The organism is Leptotrichia hofstadii (assembly GCF_007990525.1).
Taxonomy (GTDB): Bacteria; Fusobacteriota; Fusobacteriia; order Fusobacteriales; family Leptotrichiaceae; genus Leptotrichia; species Leptotrichia hofstadii.
The window spans coordinates 395678-415986 of sequence record NZ_AP019823.1; the positions used below are offsets into that span (position 1 = coordinate 395678).

At 31.3% G+C, this 20309-nt stretch carries 27 protein-coding genes; all 27 read left to right on the top strand.

What is annotated here, in order from left to right:
* Positions 1-13 precede the first annotated feature (13 nt).
* Entirely contained in the window at positions 14-3079 is a 3066-nt protein-coding gene (locus tag FVE77_RS01910) for a phage tail tape measure protein (protein ID WP_026745296.1), read from the top strand.
* A complete protein-coding gene (locus tag FVE77_RS01915) occupies positions 3079-3300 on the top strand; it encodes a tail protein X (RefSeq protein ID WP_026745297.1) in 222 nt (73 codons plus the stop codon). The genes FVE77_RS01910 and FVE77_RS01915 overlap by 1 nt, the downstream gene beginning before the upstream one ends.
* A 2-nt stretch (positions 3301-3302) precedes the next feature.
* The gene (locus tag FVE77_RS01920; RefSeq protein ID WP_026745298.1) at positions 3303-4157 is read left to right on the top strand and encodes a phage late control D family protein; all 855 of its coding nucleotides are present in this window, start codon (positions 3303-3305) and stop codon (positions 4155-4157) included.
* Between the two features lie 9 nt (positions 4158-4166).
* Positions 4167-4736, top strand: a complete 570-nt coding sequence (locus FVE77_RS01925) for a hypothetical protein (protein ID WP_051254443.1) — start codon at positions 4167-4169, stop codon at positions 4734-4736.
* 132 nt (positions 4737-4868) lie between these two features.
* Positions 4869-5462 (top strand): hypothetical protein, encoded by a 594-nt coding sequence (locus tag FVE77_RS01930; protein ID WP_026745299.1) that lies wholly within the window; start codon positions 4869-4871, stop codon positions 5460-5462.
* A 154-nt stretch (positions 5463-5616) separates the two neighbouring features.
* On the top strand, positions 5617-6075 hold the full coding sequence (locus tag FVE77_RS01935; RefSeq protein ID WP_232052947.1) for a phage baseplate protein: 459 nt from the start codon (positions 5617-5619) through the stop codon (positions 6073-6075).
* A complete protein-coding gene (locus FVE77_RS01940; RefSeq protein ID WP_026745301.1) occupies positions 6075-6605 on the top strand; it encodes a phage tail protein in 531 nt (176 codons plus the stop codon). The genes FVE77_RS01935 and FVE77_RS01940 overlap by 1 nt, the downstream gene beginning before the upstream one ends.
* Complete coding sequence (locus tag FVE77_RS01945; protein WP_026745302.1) at positions 6589-6903, top strand: hypothetical protein; 315 nt, start codon at positions 6589-6591, stop codon at positions 6901-6903. The genes FVE77_RS01940 and FVE77_RS01945 overlap by 17 nt, the downstream gene beginning before the upstream one ends.
* Positions 6896-8014 (top strand): baseplate assembly protein, encoded by a 1119-nt coding sequence (locus FVE77_RS01950; RefSeq protein ID WP_026745303.1) that lies wholly within the window; start codon positions 6896-6898, stop codon positions 8012-8014. The genes FVE77_RS01945 and FVE77_RS01950 overlap by 8 nt, the downstream gene beginning before the upstream one ends.
* Positions 8011-8649 (top strand): phage tail protein I, encoded by a 639-nt coding sequence (locus tag FVE77_RS01955; RefSeq protein WP_026745304.1) that lies wholly within the window; start codon positions 8011-8013, stop codon positions 8647-8649. Before FVE77_RS01950 ends, FVE77_RS01955 begins: the two co-directional genes overlap by 4 nt.
* 10 nt (positions 8650-8659) lie before the next feature.
* Positions 8660-9643 (top strand): phage tail-collar fiber domain-containing protein, encoded by a 984-nt coding sequence (locus FVE77_RS01960; RefSeq protein WP_232052948.1) that lies wholly within the window; start codon positions 8660-8662, stop codon positions 9641-9643.
* A 32-nt stretch (positions 9644-9675) separates the two neighbouring features.
* A complete protein-coding gene (locus tag FVE77_RS01965) occupies positions 9676-10383 on the top strand; it encodes a hypothetical protein (protein ID WP_026745305.1) in 708 nt (235 codons plus the stop codon).
* Between the two features lie 10 nt (positions 10384-10393).
* Positions 10394-10870, top strand: a complete 477-nt coding sequence (locus tag FVE77_RS01970; protein WP_026745306.1) for a hypothetical protein — start codon at positions 10394-10396, stop codon at positions 10868-10870.
* Between the two features lie 2 nt (positions 10871-10872).
* Positions 10873-11025 carry a hypothetical protein gene (locus FVE77_RS12425; protein WP_154669747.1) on the top strand — a complete coding sequence of 51 codons (153 nt, stop codon included), beginning with the start codon at positions 10873-10875 and terminating at the stop codon, positions 11023-11025.
* A gap of 1 nt (position 11026) precedes the next feature.
* Positions 11027-12016 (top strand): glycosyl hydrolase 108 family protein, encoded by a 990-nt coding sequence (locus tag FVE77_RS01975; RefSeq protein ID WP_146967796.1) that lies wholly within the window; start codon positions 11027-11029, stop codon positions 12014-12016.
* Positions 12017-12165: 149 nt separating this feature from the next.
* The gene (locus tag FVE77_RS01980; RefSeq protein ID WP_006803927.1) at positions 12166-12492 is read left to right on the top strand and encodes a hypothetical protein; all 327 of its coding nucleotides are present in this window, start codon (positions 12166-12168) and stop codon (positions 12490-12492) included.
* Positions 12493-12514: 22 nt separating this feature from the next.
* Positions 12515-12874, top strand: a complete 360-nt coding sequence (locus FVE77_RS01985) for a hypothetical protein (RefSeq protein WP_146967798.1) — start codon at positions 12515-12517, stop codon at positions 12872-12874.
* The gene (locus FVE77_RS01990) at positions 12814-13185 is read left to right on the top strand and encodes a hypothetical protein (RefSeq protein WP_146967801.1); all 372 of its coding nucleotides are present in this window, start codon (positions 12814-12816) and stop codon (positions 13183-13185) included. The genes FVE77_RS01985 and FVE77_RS01990 overlap by 61 nt, the downstream gene beginning before the upstream one ends.
* Positions 13186-13384: 199 nt before the next feature.
* Positions 13385-13846, top strand: coding sequence for a hypothetical protein (locus FVE77_RS01995; RefSeq protein ID WP_026745309.1), 462 nt, complete (start codon positions 13385-13387; stop codon positions 13844-13846).
* Positions 13847-13860: 14 nt separating this feature from the next.
* Positions 13861-14364 carry a hypothetical protein gene (locus FVE77_RS02000; RefSeq protein ID WP_026745310.1) on the top strand — a complete coding sequence of 168 codons (504 nt, stop codon included), beginning with the start codon at positions 13861-13863 and terminating at the stop codon, positions 14362-14364.
* A gap of 5 nt (positions 14365-14369) precedes the next feature.
* Complete coding sequence (locus FVE77_RS02005) at positions 14370-14780, top strand: hypothetical protein (protein WP_026745311.1); 411 nt, start codon at positions 14370-14372, stop codon at positions 14778-14780.
* Positions 14781-15138: 358 nt separating this feature from the next.
* Positions 15139-15891 carry a tRNA pseudouridine(38-40) synthase TruA gene (gene truA / locus FVE77_RS02010; RefSeq protein WP_026745312.1) on the top strand — a complete coding sequence of 251 codons (753 nt, stop codon included), beginning with the start codon at positions 15139-15141 and terminating at the stop codon, positions 15889-15891.
* A gap of 146 nt (positions 15892-16037) precedes the next feature.
* Positions 16038-16508, top strand: coding sequence for a GNAT family N-acetyltransferase (locus tag FVE77_RS02015; protein WP_026745313.1), 471 nt, complete (start codon positions 16038-16040; stop codon positions 16506-16508).
* A gap of 250 nt (positions 16509-16758) precedes the next feature.
* Positions 16759-16995, top strand: a complete 237-nt coding sequence (locus FVE77_RS02020) for a hypothetical protein (RefSeq protein WP_026745314.1) — start codon at positions 16759-16761, stop codon at positions 16993-16995.
* A 142-nt stretch (positions 16996-17137) separates the two neighbouring features.
* A complete protein-coding gene (locus tag FVE77_RS02025; protein WP_026745315.1) occupies positions 17138-17824 on the top strand; it encodes an N-acetylmuramoyl-L-alanine amidase in 687 nt (228 codons plus the stop codon).
* 838 nt (positions 17825-18662) lie between these two features.
* Entirely contained in the window at positions 18663-19673 is a 1011-nt protein-coding gene (hrcA, locus tag FVE77_RS02030) for a heat-inducible transcriptional repressor HrcA (protein ID WP_026745316.1), read from the top strand.
* Between the two features lie 24 nt (positions 19674-19697).
* Positions 19698-20285 (top strand): nucleotide exchange factor GrpE, encoded by a 588-nt coding sequence (gene grpE / locus FVE77_RS02035; protein ID WP_026745317.1) that lies wholly within the window; start codon positions 19698-19700, stop codon positions 20283-20285.
* Positions 20286-20309 lie beyond the last annotated feature (24 nt).

Here is a 20309-nt window from a genome sequence, read left to right on the forward strand (position 1 = left end):
AAGGAGGTAAATTGTGGCAAAAAATTTAGAGTTGAACATAGTTCTGGGTGCGGCAGTAGCTAGTGCTATTAGTGGAATGAGTCAAGTTGCAAACGCTTTAAAAAATACGACGAAATCTGTCAAAGAATTTGAAAAAGAAATCAAAAGCATGGAAAAAGCACAAAAAGCGTTCCAAAATATGGACAAGGCTCGTGATGGATTAAATAAAATTAATTCAGAGTATAAAAAAGCTTCCGAACATTTGCAAAAATTGAAAGCTGAATATGAAAGAACTGGGAGTAGTAATAAACAGTTAGCTAAGGAAATAGAACAGGCTGAAAAAAATGTTGGAAAATTGAATAAGCAAAAAGAACGACAACAACATGCATTTGAAGCTGCAAGAAGTAAGATAGAAGCTGAAGGCGCTAGTTTATCTAACTACAGAAACAAGGTTCAAGAAGTTGAAAAAGAAATTGAAAAAATGAATAAACTGAAAGAAGCTCGAAAAAGATATGACGCTAGGCAAGAAACTGTCGGTAAAATGAAAGACTTTGGGGATAAGCAAATAATGCAAGGTGTGGGAATGGCTGGAGCTTTGACTGTTCCTGTTAAATTAGCAGTTGATTTAGAAAATGCTCAAGCAGACTTAAAAAAAGTTGCTGATTTTAGTTCGAAAGAAATGGAAACAGGATTTTACAAAGCAATGAGGAACTTTAGTGAAAATAGTCCACTTTCTCAAGTAGAATTATTTCAAATTGCAGGAGCGGGAGCTCAAGCGGGAATAAAAACAGACGAATTAGAAAGATATACCAAAGACGCTGCTAAAATTAAAGTTGCATTTGACATGAATACTGAAGCAGCAGGGAACTTTTTAGCAAAAACTAGAGCACAACTTAACTTAGATCAAAATGGAGTAATGGAATATGCTAACGTAATCAACTATTTGGCAAACAATGTAGCAGCAACAGCTCCAGAAATTGCTGATATTTCAAGCAGAGTTGCTGGGTTAGGTGGAATGGCTGGTATTTCCAAAGAAGGAGTTGCAGCACTAGGAGCAAGTTTAGTATCGGTTGGAGTACCTTCGGAAGTTGCAGCAACTGGATTAAAAAATATCTCATTAGGATTAATGGCTGGAGCATCGGCAACGAAAAAGCAATCAGCAGCTTTCAAATCTTTAGGGTTAGACGCAGAAGATGTAGCTAAAAGAATGACGAAAGATGGAGAAGGTACATTAATTGATGTTTTCCAAAGGATAAAGAAACTTCCAAAGGATGTACAGGCGGCGACACTTAAAAATTTATTTGGTAAAGAATCTATTCAATCTGCATCAGAATTGGCAAAACATATTGACGAAGTTGGAACAAATATAAAAAATGCTCATGACAAGATGAAAACATCAGGGAGTGTTGATGCAGAATATAATCAAAGGTTGAAAACAATGGGGAATTCTTTTGATACTTTGAAAAATAGAATTGTTAATATGGGAGTAGATTTAGGTTCGGCATTGGGACCGAGTTTAGTTCAAGTTGCAAATTCTATTGGTCCACTTATTACTAAATTTTCTCAATTAATACAAAAACATCCACAACTGACTGCAAATATTCTAAAAGCTGTAGCCGGATTTGCAGCATTTAAAATAGGAATTGGTGGCTTGGCAAAAGGATTCGCACCAGTTTTTAGCGGAATATCAAAAGGAATGTTGATATTTGATAAATTCAAGGCTGCTGGAAGTTTTACAGAAGGATTTAAAACAGCATTTCCAACAATTTCTAAAATTGGTAGTGGGCTAAAGAAATTAGGACAATCTGGATTAAAAGTAGGAAAAGTACTCGGAAAAGGATTAGTAAAAGGAGTACAAGCAACAGGAAAAGTTGCAAAAATAGCAAGTAGCGGAATAGTCAAAGGTGCTAAATTTGTTGGAAGTGGTGCTATAAAAGGTGCAAAAGCAATCGGCTCAGGAGCAAAGGCTGTTGGTGGAATGGCAATTCAAGGAGCAGCTAAAGGAATGCAGCTTTTAGCAACAGGAGCGCAGAAAGCTATTGGAGCAGTAAGAGCAGTTGGTGTGGCTTTGAAAGTTGCTTTTATGGCAAATCCAGTTGGATTTATTATTGCTGCAATAGTTGCTGTTGTTGTGATATTAGTTGTGCTTTATAACAAATGTTCGTGGTTTAGGAATGGTGTAAATGCAGCTTTTAGAGCAGTAGGTAATTTCATAAAACAGGTTTGGCAAGGTATTAAGCCAGTTGTAATGGCTGTTATTTCAGGTATCGCAGCTTATATAAGAGTGTACGTTGCTATTTGGAAAGCTATATTTAAAGGGATAGGTATTATATTTAAAGCTATTTGGAACGGAATAAAAGTAGTTGTAAAAGTAGTAATGGTCGCAATATCGGCTTACATTAGAACGTACATAAATGTCTGGAAAACAATTTTTAAAGTAATTGGTACAGTTGCCAAAGCTGTATGGAACGCTATCAAATCAACAGCATTAGCATTATGGAATGCTCTAAAAAGTGGGATAACAACAGTAGGCTCATTTTTTAAATCGACTTGGGAAGGAATAAAAGGAGCTGCAATTGCTGTATGGAATGGTATTAAATCAGCATTTGATAAAGTTGTTGAAGGATTAAAAAGTGCAATTAGTGGTGTTGTAAAATTTTTCACGGATAAATGGAACAGTTTAAAAAGCATGGTTTCTAGTGGACTTGGAGCAGTTGGAGGACTTTTAGGAATTGGAAAAAATGCAGCGGGAACTAACTACTGGAGTGGAGGACTTACAACAGTAGCTGAGCGTGGAGCAGAATTAATCCAAATGCCTGGTAAACCAGCTTTCTTAGCAGAACACGAAATGTTATTAAATTTACCTCGTGGTACTCAAATCTTGAATAATCGTGAAACTAGAAATAGTTTTAGAGATAAAATTAGTGGACTAAAAGAGCGAATGTCAGGGCTTAGAAATAATGAAGGTTCGAGTGGCGGAGACACTATTAATATTAGTATAACAGTAAATGGAAATGCTGATACAAGTGCAATTGAGAAAGCAGTAATGAGAGCATTGGCGAAAGCTAAAAATAAAAAAGAAAGGACGGCGTTTGGATAATGGCTAACATTAGAGTTTACAGGACACAAAGTGGTGACACTTGGGATTTGATAGCTTATAGAGTTTACGGAAGTGAAGGCTATTATCATGACCTTATAAGAAGTAATTTAGCTTTAATTGACATCGCCGTTTTTGATGCCAACATTCCAATTATTCTTCCTGAAATTGCTGAAGAAAGTGATAATGATACAAGTTTACCGCCGTGGAAGAGAGGTGAATAGGAATGGCTTTTGCTAGAAATATTAGGGTTATAGTTATATTTAATAAAGTTGATATTTCTGAAGAAGTAGCGCATTCTATTTCATCTCTTAACTACACGGACAATTCCAAAAATGCTATAGATGATTTAGAAATAGAACTAGAAAATCTAGATTATAGATGGCTTAAAGAGTGGTATCCTGATGAGAACGCTCAATTACTTGTTGGGATTCACGAAGAGCTGGAAAATGAAACTAATTTTTTAGATTTGGGAACTTTTTATGTGGATGAGCCGACTTTTGAAGACCATAAACTTACTTTAAAATGTTTGGCTTTACCGCTTGACCAAAACATTCGGGATCAGAAAAATAGCGTTGCTTGGGAAAATGTAACTTTGAAAGAGCTTGTTACACAGATTGCGAATAAACACGAAATGAATGCAGAGATTTATGCAGAGAATGTGTTTTTTGAGAGATTGGACCAGAATCAGGAAACAGATTTAGCCTTTATTAATCGAGTTGTAAAAGAGATTGGCTTGAATATGAAAGTATCCGACGATAAAATAATTATTTTTGATGATGAGGAAATGGAAAAAAATGATACTATTGAAGTTTTTAACATTAAAGACTATCGAATTAGAAGTTTTAGCTTGAAAAAGAAAAACAAAGAGATTTACGATAAAGTTGAAGTTTCCTACTATGATCCTGATAAGAAAAAAGTCGTTAAGGAAATCATTACAAAAGAGGAACTTGACAAGCGTAATCAAGTTACAACTGAAGAAAAAGAATCTAAAAATAAAGATAATAAGAAAAATAATAAGAAGAGTCAGAAAAAGACTAACAAAAAGCCAGTCAAAAAGGTTAAATCTAAGAAAAAATAAGAGGTTGAAATGAAGAAAAAGACAACTGGTAAGAAAAAAGGTAAAACAGTTAAAGAATCAAAAGAAAAATTACAGAAGAAAGCCGAAAGCAAGAAAAAAAGAACTAAAAAAGAAAAAACATTAAAGGTAAAAACAAAAGGAAAAACAGAGCCAAAGAAGGTTGCAAAAAAGACTTTGAAAGACAATCTTAAACAAGAATATCAGATAACTTTAAATGTTGATGGAAGTACTAAATACTTAGCTGGAGCAATAATTGAGCTTGATGAAAGCTGGGGAAAGTTTGAAGGTAAATACGTAATTGACAAGGTAACACACGAGATAAGCGGTGATTATACTTGCGAAATTACAGCAATGAAATTAGGTGCGAGAGAAAACGCAGAGAAAAAAGCAATAGCTCAAACTAAAGAAGAACAAAAGAAAAAAGAAGCTGAAAAAGCTAAGAAAAAAAGTGCGAAGAAGTCGAAAAGTAAAACAACTTCTAAAGGTAAAAACACTGTGAGAAAATCGGCTAAAAAAGTAAGAGATAAGAAAAATGGTAAAAAAGATAAAAGCATTAAAAAATCTGGTAAAAGGAAATAGAATTTTGTAGGACAATGATAATTGAATAATGACTGTGAAACTAAAATATTTGTTTTTGAGAGATAACAAGCAATTTTAATTTTCTTAAAAATAAGGTATAATATAATAAAATTATTTTTAGGAGGAATTAAGATGAAAAAATTACTAATCGTTTTAATTGTGTTGATTCTAGTTGCCAGTTGTGGAGAAGAACAAAGAGATAATTCTAAAGCGGAATCAACAAAACAACAAGTGGAAAATAATAATTTAAATTATGAAGTATTGAAAAATTCAAGAGATACAAGTAACTTAACTAAAAAAGAAAATACAATAGATATCTTAGTTAAAGATAATATTTCTGAAGAAAATCTAAAGAAAGTAATGAGAAAAGCAGGAAAAGAGCAAATAAAAGATGCGGATATTCTGTTTATTCGTGCTTATGGAGATAAAAAATTCTTTAATCTTGGTGGCGAAACACACGGAATGATAACTTATTATCCTGATGGAACTGTGAAAGATGAAACTTACAGGGCTAAAAAAGAAATTCCGAGTGATAAAGAAAAAGATATTTATATTGATTATTCAAAAACACTTCACGAAACTTTAAAATCAAAAGGAAACTACACTAAACAAGAAGAAGAAAATATTGAAGAAGAAATCAATAAAAAAATAGCTAAGAAATATGGAATTTCACAAGAAGAAGTAGAAAAAATCTTTGATAAAGTTGTTATTTATCAGGGCATGTAGTTTATAAAAAGGAAGATTGTTTATTCGTACTTTGTTAGAAATATTAGGAATAAAAGCAAATATGGATAGAGAAAAAGAAGGAGCATAAGATTTAAAAGAAAATCACAGTCATTAATTTGATTGTGATTTTTTTGTTGCAAAATTTCGAAAGGCGGTGATTGATTTGGTAGAAACATTAAAATCTGGAGAAGTAAGTGCAATAGACTCGAAAACTGGAAAAGTTAGAGTGCTATTAAAAGGTGATGACGATAAGACAACAGATTGGCTTAATGTATTAGTTCCTTATTCTGAAAGCCATAGTGATAATTATACACTCAGTCTAGGTCAAACTGTTTATTGCTTATTCTTTTCAGAAATGCCTGAGCAAGGAGTAGTACTTGGCTGTCCTATGCGAGGTGCTTCTAGTAGTGAAAGTGAAGTAAAAAGAACTTTTTCTGATGGCGGAAGCTGGAGTTATGACAAAAACACGTTGACTTTAAATATTAAAAAAATTGTGATTAATGGAGATTTAGAAGTCAGTGGAACTACAAAAACTGGTGGAAGTATTAATCTTAATATACATAGACATAGTGGCGTTATGATTGGTGGAGATAAGACAGGAGGACCTGAATAATGATAGGAAGTCTTGGAGATGTAATATTTGAAGCGTCAGAAGATCAGATTGTATCACTTAATAATCAAATAAGTAGGTCATACAAGGCTAAAATATCAGAGCATCAAGCGATTTGCGGTCCTGGAATGTTAAGATTCCAAGGGAGAGATTTACTAGAAGTTAGTTTTACGATGACTTTGGTATCATCTTTAATACAGCAAACTACTTTAAAAGAGGAGCTAGATACAATCAAGCAAATGTTTGAACTTGGAGAGTATGCTAATCTAGTTTTTGGCGGTCAAGTATTTGGTGAATACCCTTTTTTGATAACAGAATTATCAGAAGAAAGCAGTTATTTTAATAAAGAAGAGGGGGGATTTGATGTTGTTAAGTTGAATATTACGCTTAAAGAGTATATTGAAAATCCTAAGTTGTATAATCAATTAATTGAACAAAGAAAAATGCAAAAAAATCAGCAAGTCACTGAAGAAAATCAAGACGACATCGAGAATGAGCAGAAGGAGGCTGTAAACAATGATAACAGTAAATAGCTCTGAAGAAATAAATTATAATCCAAAAAACACTTTAGAAGAAGTAGTTGCAAATGTAGGAATGATTTTAAGAGTTTGCAAAGAAGAACAGCCACTCAATCGAGATTTTGCATTTGACAGTGATTTGATTGATAAGAACATTAATGTTGTGCAGAATAGGATCACAAGTCACTTGACTAAAATTATAAGAGAATACGAGCCAAGGGCTGTTTTAAGACAAACTAGAATCATTATGAAAGATACATATAATAATGATTTTGACATTGAATTAGGAATTGAGGTGGTAAACATTGAGTGAACAGATAGATGAAAATTATGAAATTATAGATGCTGATTCATGGGAACTTAAAAGAGATATGATTGATAAATTTCAGGAATTAAGTGGAAGAAAGCTTACAGAATCAAGCCCAGAGACATTGATTTTTGAAACAGTAGCGTATTTATTTGGATTAAGAGAAGAAAAATACAACGATGAAATGAAACAGAATTATTTAAGATTTGCAAGAAATGAGCGGCTAGATTTGAAAGGAGAGTTTTACGGAAATAGAGGTAAAAGACTTGTAGAACAACCAGCCGTGGCGACATTTAGATTTTATATTACTGATATTCAAGTAACGGATATAATAATTCCGAAAGGGTCAAGGATTCAATACAATGAGTTGTATTTTTCAACAGATGAACAATATAAAATAGAGAAAGGCGATTTATATGTAGATGGAATCGCAACTTGCAACACATCAGGAACTGTTGGAAATGATATTCCAGTCGGACAAATTAACACGATGGTCGACATTTTTCCACATTACGATAAAGTCGAGAACATTACAGCATCAAATAATGGAGCTGAAATAGAGCAAGACGATAATTATAGAGCTAGAATCAGAGAAATCCCTGAATCGTTTACAACAGCTGGAAGTAAAGGAGCTTATGAATTTTGGGCTAAGTCGACAAGTACGAATATTGTTGATGTTGTAGCGTATAGTCCAAGTGCAACAAATGTGGATATTTATGTTTTAACTGATTCTCTGACACTAACAAATGAGCTAAAAAAGAGAATTGAAGAAATGCTGAATACTGATAATATAAGACCTCTAACGGATAATGTAACAGTAAAACAGGCAATAAAAACATCATACACAATTGATTTTGACTACTACATTGATAAATCTAATGAAACGCTTGTAAATGTTATTAAAAATAATGTTGAAAAAGCCGTGAAAGATTTTAAGATTTGGCAACAAAATAAAATGGGCAGAGATATTAATCCAGACGAGCTTATAAAGTTACTAAAATTAGCTGGAGTAAAAAGAGTTGTATTAAGAAGTCCAACATTTAGAGTTTTAGATTTTAATGAAATAGCAGAGAATACAAGTGTTACAAGCAATTATTTAGGAGTTGAAAATATATGATAACTATTGATGATTTAAAATTAACTGATATAGCAGCAAAATCAACTTTGAATGATAAAACGACGCATTGGATATATGAATCAATAAATTTTGCTATCAAAAAGAAGCATGAAGCGATTAAAAGAAAATTTTTTTTGGAGTTATCAGAGTTAAATGATGTAGAATTAGATTTTTTGATGTGGGAATATCATGTTGATTACATTGATTCTAATATCACAAGAGATACTAAAATAAAATTAATAAAAAGATCTGTTTTTTCACACTTTAACAAAGGGACTGTAGGCGGAATTAAAGAAATATGTGAAATATTATTTAATGGAAACGTTGAAATAATAGAATGGTTTAAATATGGAGGAAATCCTGGATATTTTAAAGTAAATACAGATGGGAATTTATCAGATTATGAAGGCTACAAGAAAATAATTGAAGTTGTAGAGCAGTATAAAAATATTCGTTCTTGGCTTGAAGGAATAAGGCTTTTAAGAAAAGAAGAAAAGACAAATTATTATGGTTTCGTTGAAAAAAATAAAAAGAAATATTACTTGAACTCAACTGACATAAATATTCCAAATGAAATTATAACAGAAAATTTTGGAACAGTACACAGAACAAGAGTTCTAAGAGAAATAAGATAGGAGGTAAATTATGGCAAAATTTAATGGATTTATTTTAACGGAAAAAGGAAGAGAACTATTAGCAAAAGGATTGGCAGGAGAAACAATAACATTCACTAAAATGGCGATAGGAGATGGAACATCATTAACTTCTGAAAGAGAAAGGACAGCATTAGTCAATCAAATCACAACATTGCCAATTTTAAATATAAACGTAAAAAGAAATGGAACTTGTGAAATTAACGCTTTATTGACTAATAAATCAGTAACAACAGGGTTTTATATCAAAGAGTTAGGAATATTTGCACACGGAAATGATAACGTTGAAATACTTTATACTTACAATATTTCGACTAGTCCAGATTTTGTGCCGCCTTTTTCGGCTAACAATGTCGTAGAGATTGAATATGTAGATACGATTATTGTAGATCAAGTGGCAAATGTAACAGCTGTTATTGATCCGAGTATCACGTATATTACTAAAAAATATGCGGACGAAAATTATTTAGTTAGTTCGAGATTAGCTGAAATTCTAGGTTTACAATTTGGTGGAAATATACAAGATATTGGAAACAAGACAAAAGGTAAATTTTATTATGACAATGTGACCAAGTTCTATTATGAGTGCATAGCAGACACGAATTTGACTTACAATGATGTTACTAAATTTAGGGCTATTTCTAATAAGCCAATTTCAGATAGGATAGAAGATTTTTCCAAAACTGAAACTAAGTTTATGGCTGAAAAAGGAATCACTCTTTCTAAAAAGGGGAATTTAGTGATTCTTACTTGGGACAGCAACTATTATCTGACAGGCTCCTTGCCCAGAGGAACTGTCTTAGCTACATTGCCAGCCGGGTATCGTCCAAACGTAAGTATTTCTGCCCCAGTTGCTTTTTGGAACAGCAATAACTCAGGAACTATAAGAATAGGGACAGATGGGCGTATAACTTGGGAGTCATCAATCAACTTTCAAGGTACAATTTATGCAAACGTTTCTTATTTCATTAAATAAAAAAACATCAGAGGATAAGGAGGAAAATATAAATGAATGTTGTAATCTATAACAAAAAAAGTCTCGGAATAATAGCGAGACCGATTATCACTAACTTGGAAGAGTTTAAAAGCAGTCCTAATCTGTTTTACCCAAATTGGGATTCAGAAAAGCATATCTGGAACGAATCAGAATATCAAAATCCAGTTTTGGATAACGGAAATCTAAGAGAGGCGACAAAAGAGGAGCTGTATAAGGCAGAAAAATACACTCTTGCGGATAATGAAATATTTGCAGATGGAGAAGTCAAAACAGTTGAACTATCTGAATGCGAGTATGTTGAAAATAACATCATCAAGTTAAATAGGAAAAAACGCATAGAACAGATAAAAAATGAACTCTATGATATAAGACTTGAATACGATGTTGCCCCATTTGAGTTCGAAGTAGGAGGGGTTAAATACTTGCAGAATAATAGAAGTATTGACCAGTCCAACTTAACAAGAATAGTAGTAATGTGTCAAGCGATGAAAAAGACGGAATTTGAAAACTGGAAATTTTACACAAAATACAGCAGTGAGAAGTACGTGAATCTGACGTTGCAGGACATGATGAAAATGGCGAATATAATGCAGTCACAAACAACTAAAGCCATGGCTACTGAAACATTACTGTCTCACAGCTTAGAAAATTTAACCGATAAAGAGTTAAAAGAGTATGATGCTAAGGATAGATATGAAAAAGCGTATAAAAATATGTAAGGAGGTATTTATGCAATTAGAAAAAGACAAGCTATATATCAGCTTCCATAAGCCAAAGAGTATCATAGGCTTTCTGATAACATTAAGGACATTAGGGAAGTATTCTCATTGCGAATTCATCTATAATGACTATGTATATTTATCAAATCCTGGAGGAGTACGTATAAAGCCTTTTGTCTATAAGGATAATATGGATATTTTTGAACTGGATAGCCACATTGAAATTCCAGTTGTGCTAGAAGAGTTTATGAAACTGAAGGGCAAAGGATACGACTACGGTGCAATTTTCTTTAGCCAATTATTGGAGCTGGGAATTGAGCATAAGGACAGGTACTTCTGTTCGGAGCTGTGCTTACATCTAATTAACAAGGGATTAGATGAGAGCCTGACGTACAATTTAAAGACACTGAAGGCTAATCAATTTAGCCCAGCCAAATTATACAAATATTTAAAAGATATGGAACTGTTAGGAAGAAAGGCGGAGTGAAAATGGAAATAAGGAATTTAATCGGAACCGAAATCATGGAGCAGGGGAAAGTATTAAAAGTAACAGATGCCATGCTTGAAGGGGATAATATTGTTCTAATAACTGAAACAGTGGAAAAAGATATAAAGAAAAATGAGAAAAAGGAAGTGGTTTAGTATGGAAAGATTTGAAAGAATTTTTGACTATTTGTTAAGAGTTGAGGGAGGTTATTCTGATGACGAAAATGACAAGGGCGGAAAAACTAAGTATGGAATTACAGAAGAAGAAGCAAGAGACTTTGGATATAAGGGAGATATGCAAGACTTGACAAAAGACTTCGCAAAAAATATATATCTAAAAAAATATTATCTTGGGAATAAATTAGATAAAGTCGTGGATGACAAAGTGGCTTTATCAATATGTGACTGGGCAGTTAATTCAGGAAGAAATGGAACAAAAAACGCACAGATTGCTATAAACCAATTGACAAATGCAAATCTTGATGTAGACGGAATAATCGGAAACAAAACATTAGATGCATTAAATGCAGTAGATCCTGAAAAATTTTTAGAAGTTTATCATAACTTACAAAGAATCTATTACAAAGGAAAAGTTGAAGCTGACAGGACTCAAGAAAAATTTTTGACAGGATGGCTGAACAGGATTCAAAAAAAGGAGGAGTATTTGAGAGACTGGGATAAGGAAAATGTAGTAACAGAGAACAAAACATATTCTTTCAGCCAAACAAGTTTGGACAAAATGGAAAAAGTACATCCAAAGCTGGTTGAAGTTATGAAAGAAGCAATTGAAAATAGCCCATTTGATTTTAGAATTACAGACGGAGCTAGGACAACGGAAGAACAGTTTGCCTTGTATCAAAAAGGCAGAACTTTACCTGGACCAAAAGTAACAAATTGCGTTGGGAAAAAATTTAAATCTAATCATCAAATAAAATCTGATGGATTCGGACATGCTGTCGATATTTTCCCTTGCGGAGTTGTCGAAAATGGAGTATATAGAAAATTTACATCTGAAGAAGGGTATGACGAGAAAAAATTAAAATTAATTGCAAATCACATCTTGGCAGTAGCAAAAAGTAAAAATATAAATGTCGAATGGGGTGGAAACTGGAAAATGAAAGATACACCACATTTTGAACTGAAGTAATGTACAAATGGCTTGAGTACAAGCTGAATACAAGCGTTAAAAACAATTTTGGTATAAATGGCTGGCTGGCAAGAAAAAATTCACTGTAAAGCTTGCTAGCCACATTAGAAACGATATTAATAAAAACAAGGAAAAGGGAGAGATGAAAAATGGATAAATTAGCAGCAAAAATATATTTGACAGGTAAAATTTTAGAATTAGGGAAGACTTTAATTTACAAAACAGAAATAGTTGCAAAAGGAAAAGCTGGAGCAGAAAAATTTAATCAAGTGTATGAAGGTTTTTGGGATAAATTAGAAGAGTTATTGGAAAAAGAAAAAACAATTGACAGAAAATGGATTCCTAACTTTGCTGAAGAAGTTGGGGAAGAAGTTCTGACAGAAGTCTTAAAGGAAGCTAGAAAAACATTTGACTTAAAAGTTATATTGCAGCAAATTTTCGATGTAGAAAAAGCAGGAAACAAAAACATACTTTAAAATTCATAAATAAGGAGCAGAAATGGAAAATTACTTGGTAGATGTGGTATTTATAGCGTATGGTCTAATTTTAGGAACATTAGGGAATTTGCTGTACAGGGTAAACAATCACTTGAAAATAAATCCGATAGCGGTTAGACTTCTGTACGGAATAATGGCATTGGCTTTATATGTATTGATGTATTTGGGATTCCTGAAAAAGATTCCTGAAATAGATATTGTAGTGATGTTGCTGATAATTGTTGTAGGATATTTTGTGGAACTGATAATTGAAGTTCTTGAGGACAAAGTGCCAAAGGCGTTGGACAGGCTTATTGATAAATGGTTAGGTGGTGGGAACAATGGCGACAGTTGGGGCAAAAAAAGACGATTAGGGATTTAATATTTAAGGATAAAAGGCATAAGGATTTTCAAGAAAGTGAAAAGATAAATTTTGCAAATAAAGGGATAGTGAAATTGATTTTGCTTTATACTGTCAGTTCAATTTTGTCAGTAGCACAGAGAGACTGGCAGTACAAAAGAAATATAGAAAAATTGATCCTGGAAAATAAAACGCAAAAGATACATCTAATAGAGCAGTTAAGAGAAAAATCCTTGGTGGAAAATCTTATAATAGTCACGTTAAGTATAATAGTGTCTTTGATAATATTGTATTATTACAACAAAAAAATGAATGAAGTGAATAAGGGGTAGCCAGAAATGGCTATCTTTTTTTGTGAAATGAAAAAGTCATGATATTTTAAAAATATATTGAAAAAATACAAAAAATATTTAATATTTTCAAATTTTTAGGGTATAATTGTAATAGATATACGATGCAGTATTAAAATTTTTGTTGCACTTTTGCAATAAAAATGATAACATATGTAACATATCACAGTGAGGAGGAATTATGAAACCATACAAGGATACTAGAATTGCTTTAGAGAAAAAATCTGAAGAATTTAAAAATGCAGGAAACGTATTAATGGCACTAGATAATCCTCATTGTAATTCAGCAGTAGGAAGATACTACTATGCCATTTATATAAGAATAATGCAATTAACAAGAGTTTTAAATAAAGTAAAAAATACAGGAGATAAAAAGGATTCACACCGATATACAATCAGAATGTTTAATAAAACATTGCAGCAAGACATAATACCTAAAATGATAAAAAAAGATGTGCAAGAAAAAGCGCTTTTATTAGTAGGAAGATTAGAAAAATGTTCTGATTACAGGTTAAAGGCTGATTATAAAGATGATTTTTTACAAGTTAATAATGTGAATTATTTAAAAAAGACTTTAGATATTTTTGATGAAATTTATGATGAAATTCTTGAAATAATGGATGTAGAAAGTAATGAAGAATAAAGGTAGGTGTAGAAATGAAAAATGAAGAAATAAAATTTGGTGCTAAAAAAATACTGAAGAAGCTATCTGAAACTTATAATGATTTAGAGGCTTTTGTATTTTATAACGATGAATTTGAACAATATGAACTCGTTATAAACTCGGTTTACGAAGAAGATGATGAATTTGTAAAAACATTAAACAAACTTTTGATTTCTGAAATTATTTCAAAAAAAATGTATCTGTATTCTTATTTTACTGATGAATTTGAAGAGATGGCATCAAAATATCTTGATACGGATGATTGTGAGATAAGTATTATTTCGGAAGAGTTTTTACAAAATGATATTAAACGAGCTGTTTCAAATTATGTGAAAAAAAATCCTGAGCAACTTGATTTGACAATTACGTTAGATACAAATGAAGATGCCAAAAGGACAATCACGATTAAAGATGACTTGCTTATAAAGGAAAGTGTTTTTGGAGATATCCGACCTGTTTTACAAATAAAAGATGTCAAGAACACGAAAGAAGGGTGATTCAAATGAAAAAAATAAATAGAAAAATTTTGATAGATGATATACGGTTAATAAATTCAAAACTTAATATACAGGAAAAATTAGTAGAAAAATTCAATAATTCAGATAACCGAACTTTAAAAATGGATTTACAATTTAAATCTCCGAGATTTACTGAGATAAAAAAAGGTGCAGAAATGAAAAAAATATCGTTTGAACTTAAAATTTCAAACAATGATTATGAAATATTGAACATGGATTCAGAATACATAATTTCAATTATGTCGGAGAGTAGTATTAAAGACGAAAAAGAAGTCAAAAAGATTGAAAAATACATCACAAATTTATTACGAGTAAAAATTACAGAGGATATAAACGCTGTTATAAAAAACAGTATTTTCCCAATAGGTGTTCCGCATACCATTGAAGAATTATAAAAAAAGAGAGCTTAATCGCTCTCTTTTGTTTTTATAGCTGTTTCCGTTTTTATTTTCAAAATTTTCAAATCTTTCATTTATCGCTCCTTGATTTTTTGATAAGGATTTGATAAAATGAATTTGTAAAGAGTTATTTTATTTCTCTATCAATGTTCTGGCATTGATAGAGGTATATTTATAATAATCAATATAAATAGTGCTCTAAGTATGTGTGGTTAAGATTAGTGCGTACTTTCGCACCATTTGAAACTTAAAATTACCGATATATACAAGAGCAGAAATTGCTCTTTTTTTTATAATTAAATCATAAAGTATAAATTCAAAAATAACGTAGGATTGAAAGAAAAAAGAGGAAAAAATGGGAAAAAGAAATATAAAAATGATTTATCAGTATGATGGAAGTAAATTTTGCGGATTTCAGCGGCAAAAAAAGATGAAAACTGTACAAGGAGAAATTGAGAGAGCTGTTTTTAAAACTTTTAATCAAGAAATAAATATGATTTCATCGGGAAGAACTGATAAAGGAGTTCATGCTATGGAGCAGGTTTCTAATTTTGTCATTGATGAAAATATTCCGATAGAAGCGATAAAAAGACAAATTAATAAATGTCTAAAGGGAGAAGTTAAGGTTTTGGAAGTTGAGGAAGCTGGAAAAGATTTTAATGCACGGTTTGATGCAAAAAGTAGGACTTATCTGTATATTATGAGGAATGAGGAAGATATTACGCCGTTTGAAGCAAATTATGTGACAGGATTGAGGGCAAGCGTGAATGTGGAAAAATTTCAGGAGATAATGAATGATTTTGTTGGAAAATATGATTTTAGCAGCTTTATGAAAAAGGACAAGGCTTATAGGAATCCTGTGAGAGAAATTGTCTATATAAAATGCTATTATGATGAAAAAATTGGTCAAAAGCAGTTAAATGTCGAGATTTGTGGAAATGGATTTTTGAAAACGATGGTTAGAATTATGATTGGTTCAGCACTTGCGGTTTATTTTGGAAATGTAGAAGAAGATTACATAAAAAGAAGGCTGGAAAATCCTAATGCTGATGATAAGAAAATTTTGGCAGCTTCGGAAGGTCTGTATTTGTATAAAGTGAATTATTGATAAATTTTAAAAATGAAAAAATGTATATTTTAAAATAGTGTTTACTTTTGTAAAGTATAGATAATTTGACAAAGTTATAAAATTGGCTCAAAAAATTTATACTAAAATAATTTTTATAAAAAATAAATAGAGAAAGGAAAATTTTTATGGAAAGAAATTACAAAATAAAAATATTGGATGCAAAAAAGGATTCAGATTTGCTATTTAGGATTGTGGAGCATGAAAATGAGGTTTTTGGAGAAGCGACTGTCGGAAATTGGAATATTAAACCGTTTAGCAAATATGGGAAAGTTTTTGCGATGCTTAGTAATGATGTGAATGAGGAACTGATGTCAGTTATTGAAGTTTTGAGCAGCTTTGATAGGGAAGTGGCTTATGTGTATGGAGTTTCCACTGTTCCAAAGTTTGAAAGAAACGGATATGCAAGAATTTTGCTTGAGTATGTAATGAAAAATTTAAAGGAAATTGGTATAAAAAAAATAGAGCTTACTGTTGATATGGATAATTTTACAGCGAAAAAAATTTATGAAAATCTAGGATTTGAAATAGTGGGAAATTTGGATAATGAATATGGAGATAATATTGAGCGGTATTTAATGAGATATTTAGTGAAGTAATTGTGAAATGTACTAATAATTAGTTTTAAAAATATTTGGATATTAAAATCTTATATAGATTTAATGATTTATTAATGATAAATACAGCATAAACAAATGGACTTAGGGTATAATTTATGGTAGCATAGTTTTCGTTTATCGAAAATTTTGATAAAATTTGTGATTGAAGTGTCTGGGAATTCAACTATAAAATGAAATATTAAACATCTCAATTTTGCATTTCGGAAAACTTATAAAGGAGTGATTAATTATGAAGAAACTAATATTAGCAATATTTTTATTATTTGGTGTACTTGGTTTTTCAAGATATGTAGAACGTTGCAGAATAGTATCAGGTAATACTTGTGTGAGCCTTGAATCTGGAAAAAGATTTAATTTTAGAGGATACCCATTCTCAGGACTTGGAATTGGGGATGTTTATAGAGTATACTTTGAAGGAAGTGGATACAGAAATTTATACTACACAGGATCATCTTACCTTTATTAGATAAGTTCTATAATTTAATTGTATAAAAAAAATTGAATAATTTTTAATTATTTTACCAGACATGAAAATTAAATTATTATGATAAATTGAGATGTTTAAAAAATAAAAAAACAAATAAAATATTGGAAAAGAGGAAATAATAATGAAACTGTTATTTAAATTGGTTATTTTATTAAGCAGCGTAACAGGATTAATGAGTGCGGCTGAAAAAGTGTGCATTGATCCAGGACATCAAGCTAAGGGAAATATGCAAACAGAAGAAATAGCGCCAGGTTCAAGCAAGAGAAAACCAAAAGTAGCCTATGGAACAAAAGGTGTTTCGACTAAAAAAACTGAGTATCAATTGGCATTAGAAATAGGATTAAAATTAAGAGATGCTTTAAAGGCCAAAGGATATTCTGTATTTATGGTAAGAGAAACAAATAATGTAAATATAAGTAACAAGGAAAGAGCCTTGATGACAAATAAGGCAGGGTGTTCAGTCTACTTGAGATTACATGCGGATGCAGGTGGAAGCAGCGCCAGAGGTGCAACTGTACTTACATCATCAGCTAAAAATCCACATACAAGAAGTGTACAAAAGTCAAGCGATAGATTTTCAAGAGCTATTTTGTCAGAATATACAAAAGCAACTGGATTTAAAAGTCGAGGAGTTGCCTATAGAGATGATTTAACAGGAACAAACTGGTCAACAGTTACAAATACATTACTAGAAATGGGATTTATGACAAATCCTGAAGAAGATAGAAAAATGGCTTCTCCAGATTTTCAAAATGTAATGGTAAAAGGAATTGTGAATGGAATTGATAAATATTTCAGAGAAAGATAAAATAAAAAAATTCTGAATTTCATAATAGAAAAAAATTAAAGTTAATAATATGTAGATATAAGGACTGTTTTAGTTATTGATGACTAAGGGAGTCCTTTTTAATTTTAGGATTTTGTATAATAATACTAAACTTCGTTTAAATAACAAATGTATTAAGAACTTATCTAGTAAGGGGTAAAAACTTATATTATTTCCCATTTAAATAATAGGAATCAGAAAATTCATGGAATTAAAGCTTTTTTTTACAAGGTTGTACTGTTTACAATCTATGTACTTATAAAATATCCTTTAATTAAATTTAATCATTAAGTATCCATCTTAAAGACTTTTGTGATTTTATTTATAAATATTATGATTAATAAATACTTTTTCTTATTTCATTTATATGTTTTTTTAACATAAGGGCATCAGATGCCATGCCCTTTTTCGCAATAGCAGTTATTTTTACATGCATAACTGGTTATTATTTAAAGATAATGGTGAAACGTTCTACGAACTACCCCGCTTAACGAAAAACTTTCTTATAAAGAAAAAACAAAATTCGCTTTTAGTAAAGGTTGCTTTCATTATTATCAATTTAAATAAAATAGAAAAGGTCAGACAAGTTGTATTTTACTGAAAAATTAAAATCTCAAAAATTTTATAATAAATATTTTAAAATTATAAACTTGATAAAACCCTGTGTTTATCATTGTTATTTTAATATTATAAAAATTTTCTGAAAAAATGAAAAAAATTTTAAAAAAAGTGTTGACAAATTTAAAAAAATGTAATATTATATATTTGTAGTTAGCAACCTAAGTTAGAGAGTGCTAACAATAAAAAGGAAGGTGCCGAGATGAATGATAGGGAGCAATTAATTCTAAAGGCTATTATCAAGCATTATCTGGAATTTGGTGAAAGTGTAGGATCACGGACGCTGGAGAAAAAGTATAACATTGGAGTGTCGTCAGCGACTATCCGAAATACAATGGCAGATTTGGAAGATAAGGGCCTAATTGTAAAAACACATACATCTTCTGGACGTATTCCGACAAGTGAAGGATATAAGCTGTATGTCGATGAGCTTTTGAAAATTAGAGATATTTCTCAGGAGGAAAAGGCGAAGGTCATGCAGGCGTACAATAAGAGGATGAATCAAATTGATACGATATTTGAGGAAACGTCTAGATTATTGTCAAAAATTAGTCAATATGCCGGAGTTGTATTGGAGCCGGCGTTTACGCAGGAAGGTGTAAAAAAGGTAAAATTGGTACATATTAATGAAACGACAGTACTTGCTGTAGTTGTAATGAATTCTTCCCTTACAAAAAATTTAAATATCTTTCTGGAAAATCCTGTAACTGAAAATGAAGTGGAAGCAATAAATAGTTTTTTAAATGAAAAAATTGCGAACAGTAAGTATTTTACATTATCTGACTTAAAGGATTTTTTCACGAATACAAATTTATTTATGCAAAGCGATTTTCAGGATAATATGATTTCCGATGAAGGAAAATTATTTTTTGAAGGTGGAACGAATCTCATTGAAAATAACGCATCTGATGTAATGAACCTTATAAATCGGGTAAAACTGTTTAATAATCCGAATGATTTACGAAATGTATTTGCACAGTTTTTACAGATGGAGGAATTTAAAGATAGAGAAGTGAATGTAATTTTTGGAGAAGATTTGAATATTGCAGGACTAGAGGATTTTTCATTTGTGTTCTCGGTTTATACGCTTAATAATGCGAAGGGGATTATCGGTGTGATTGGACCAAAACGAATGGAATATTCAAAGACGGTTGGACTCGTTGAATATGTAGCAGAAGAAGTAAATCAGTTATTAAATCAAAAAAATAAATAATAAGAAGGAGAGTGGGTTTTTTAAATGGCGGAAAAAGATTTGGAAAAGGAAAATTTGGAAGGTGAGGCTGTACAGAATGAAGCGGTTGAAGAGCAAAATAAAAATGTAGAAAATCAAGAAGCTGAAAAAAGTGCAGAAGAAATTTCTGATAATTGTGATGATAAGGTAAAGAAATTAGAAGCTGAACTTGAAGAATGGAAAAATTCATATACAAGAAAGTTGGCTGAATTTCAAAACTTCACAAAAAGAAAAGAAAACGAAGTTGCTGAAATGAGAAAATACGCTTCTGAAGGAATTATCGTAAAATTGCTTGACAATATAGATAATCTGGAAAGAGCGGTTGACGCATCGAAGGAAAGTCAAAACTTTGATTCATTAATCGAAGGAGTTAATATGATTTTGAATAATCTAAAAAATCTGTTGACAGAAGAAGGCGTAGAAGAAATTGAAGCAGCAGGAAAAGAGTACGATCCTTACGAACATAAAGCTATGATTACTGAAAACAAAGAGGAACTGGATGACAACGTGGTTGTGCGAGTTTTCCAAAAAGGTTACAAAATGAAAGGGAAAGTTGTAAGACCTGCGATGGTAACGGTTAATAAGAAACAATAAAAATTGAAATAAAAAATAAATAAA

Excerpts from the sequence above, each read along its gene's own strand:
- FVE77_RS01915 (WP_026745297.1), top strand. The coding sequence starts at position 3,079 with ATGGCTAACATTAGAGTTTACAGGACACAAAGTGGTGACACTTGGGAT.
- FVE77_RS01920 (WP_026745298.1), top strand. The coding sequence starts at position 3,303 with ATGGCTTTTGCTAGAAATATTAGGGTTATAGTTATATTTAATAAAGTT.
- FVE77_RS01925 (WP_051254443.1), top strand. The coding sequence starts at position 4,167 with ATGAAGAAAAAGACAACTGGTAAGAAAAAAGGTAAAACAGTTAAAGAA.
- FVE77_RS01930 (WP_026745299.1), top strand. The coding sequence starts at position 4,869 with ATGAAAAAATTACTAATCGTTTTAATTGTGTTGATTCTAGTTGCCAGT.
- FVE77_RS01940 (WP_026745301.1), top strand. The coding sequence starts at position 6,075 with ATGATAGGAAGTCTTGGAGATGTAATATTTGAAGCGTCAGAAGATCAG.
- FVE77_RS01945 (WP_026745302.1), top strand. The coding sequence starts at position 6,589 with ATGATAACAGTAAATAGCTCTGAAGAAATAAATTATAATCCAAAAAAC.
- FVE77_RS01955 (WP_026745304.1), top strand. The coding sequence starts at position 8,011 with ATGATAACTATTGATGATTTAAAATTAACTGATATAGCAGCAAAATCA.
- FVE77_RS01960 (WP_232052948.1), top strand. The coding sequence starts at position 8,660 with ATGGCAAAATTTAATGGATTTATTTTAACGGAAAAAGGAAGAGAACTA.
- FVE77_RS01965 (WP_026745305.1), top strand. The coding sequence starts at position 9,676 with ATGAATGTTGTAATCTATAACAAAAAAAGTCTCGGAATAATAGCGAGA.
- FVE77_RS01970 (WP_026745306.1), top strand. The coding sequence starts at position 10,394 with ATGCAATTAGAAAAAGACAAGCTATATATCAGCTTCCATAAGCCAAAG.
- FVE77_RS12425 (WP_154669747.1), top strand. The coding sequence starts at position 10,873 with ATGGAAATAAGGAATTTAATCGGAACCGAAATCATGGAGCAGGGGAAA.
- FVE77_RS01975 (WP_146967796.1), top strand. The coding sequence starts at position 11,027 with ATGGAAAGATTTGAAAGAATTTTTGACTATTTGTTAAGAGTTGAGGGA.
- FVE77_RS01980 (WP_006803927.1), top strand. The coding sequence starts at position 12,166 with ATGGATAAATTAGCAGCAAAAATATATTTGACAGGTAAAATTTTAGAA.
- FVE77_RS01985 (WP_146967798.1), top strand. The coding sequence starts at position 12,515 with ATGGAAAATTACTTGGTAGATGTGGTATTTATAGCGTATGGTCTAATT.
- FVE77_RS01990 (WP_146967801.1), top strand. The coding sequence starts at position 12,814 with ATGGTTAGGTGGTGGGAACAATGGCGACAGTTGGGGCAAAAAAAGACG.
- FVE77_RS01995 (WP_026745309.1), top strand. The coding sequence starts at position 13,385 with ATGAAACCATACAAGGATACTAGAATTGCTTTAGAGAAAAAATCTGAA.
- FVE77_RS02000 (WP_026745310.1), top strand. The coding sequence starts at position 13,861 with ATGAAAAATGAAGAAATAAAATTTGGTGCTAAAAAAATACTGAAGAAG.
- FVE77_RS02005 (WP_026745311.1), top strand. The coding sequence starts at position 14,370 with ATGAAAAAAATAAATAGAAAAATTTTGATAGATGATATACGGTTAATA.
- truA (WP_026745312.1), top strand. The coding sequence starts at position 15,139 with ATGGGAAAAAGAAATATAAAAATGATTTATCAGTATGATGGAAGTAAA.
- FVE77_RS02015 (WP_026745313.1), top strand. The coding sequence starts at position 16,038 with ATGGAAAGAAATTACAAAATAAAAATATTGGATGCAAAAAAGGATTCA.
- FVE77_RS02020 (WP_026745314.1), top strand. The coding sequence starts at position 16,759 with ATGAAGAAACTAATATTAGCAATATTTTTATTATTTGGTGTACTTGGT.
- FVE77_RS02025 (WP_026745315.1), top strand. The coding sequence starts at position 17,138 with ATGAAACTGTTATTTAAATTGGTTATTTTATTAAGCAGCGTAACAGGA.
- hrcA (WP_026745316.1), top strand. The coding sequence starts at position 18,663 with ATGAATGATAGGGAGCAATTAATTCTAAAGGCTATTATCAAGCATTAT.
- grpE (WP_026745317.1), top strand. The coding sequence starts at position 19,698 with ATGGCGGAAAAAGATTTGGAAAAGGAAAATTTGGAAGGTGAGGCTGTA.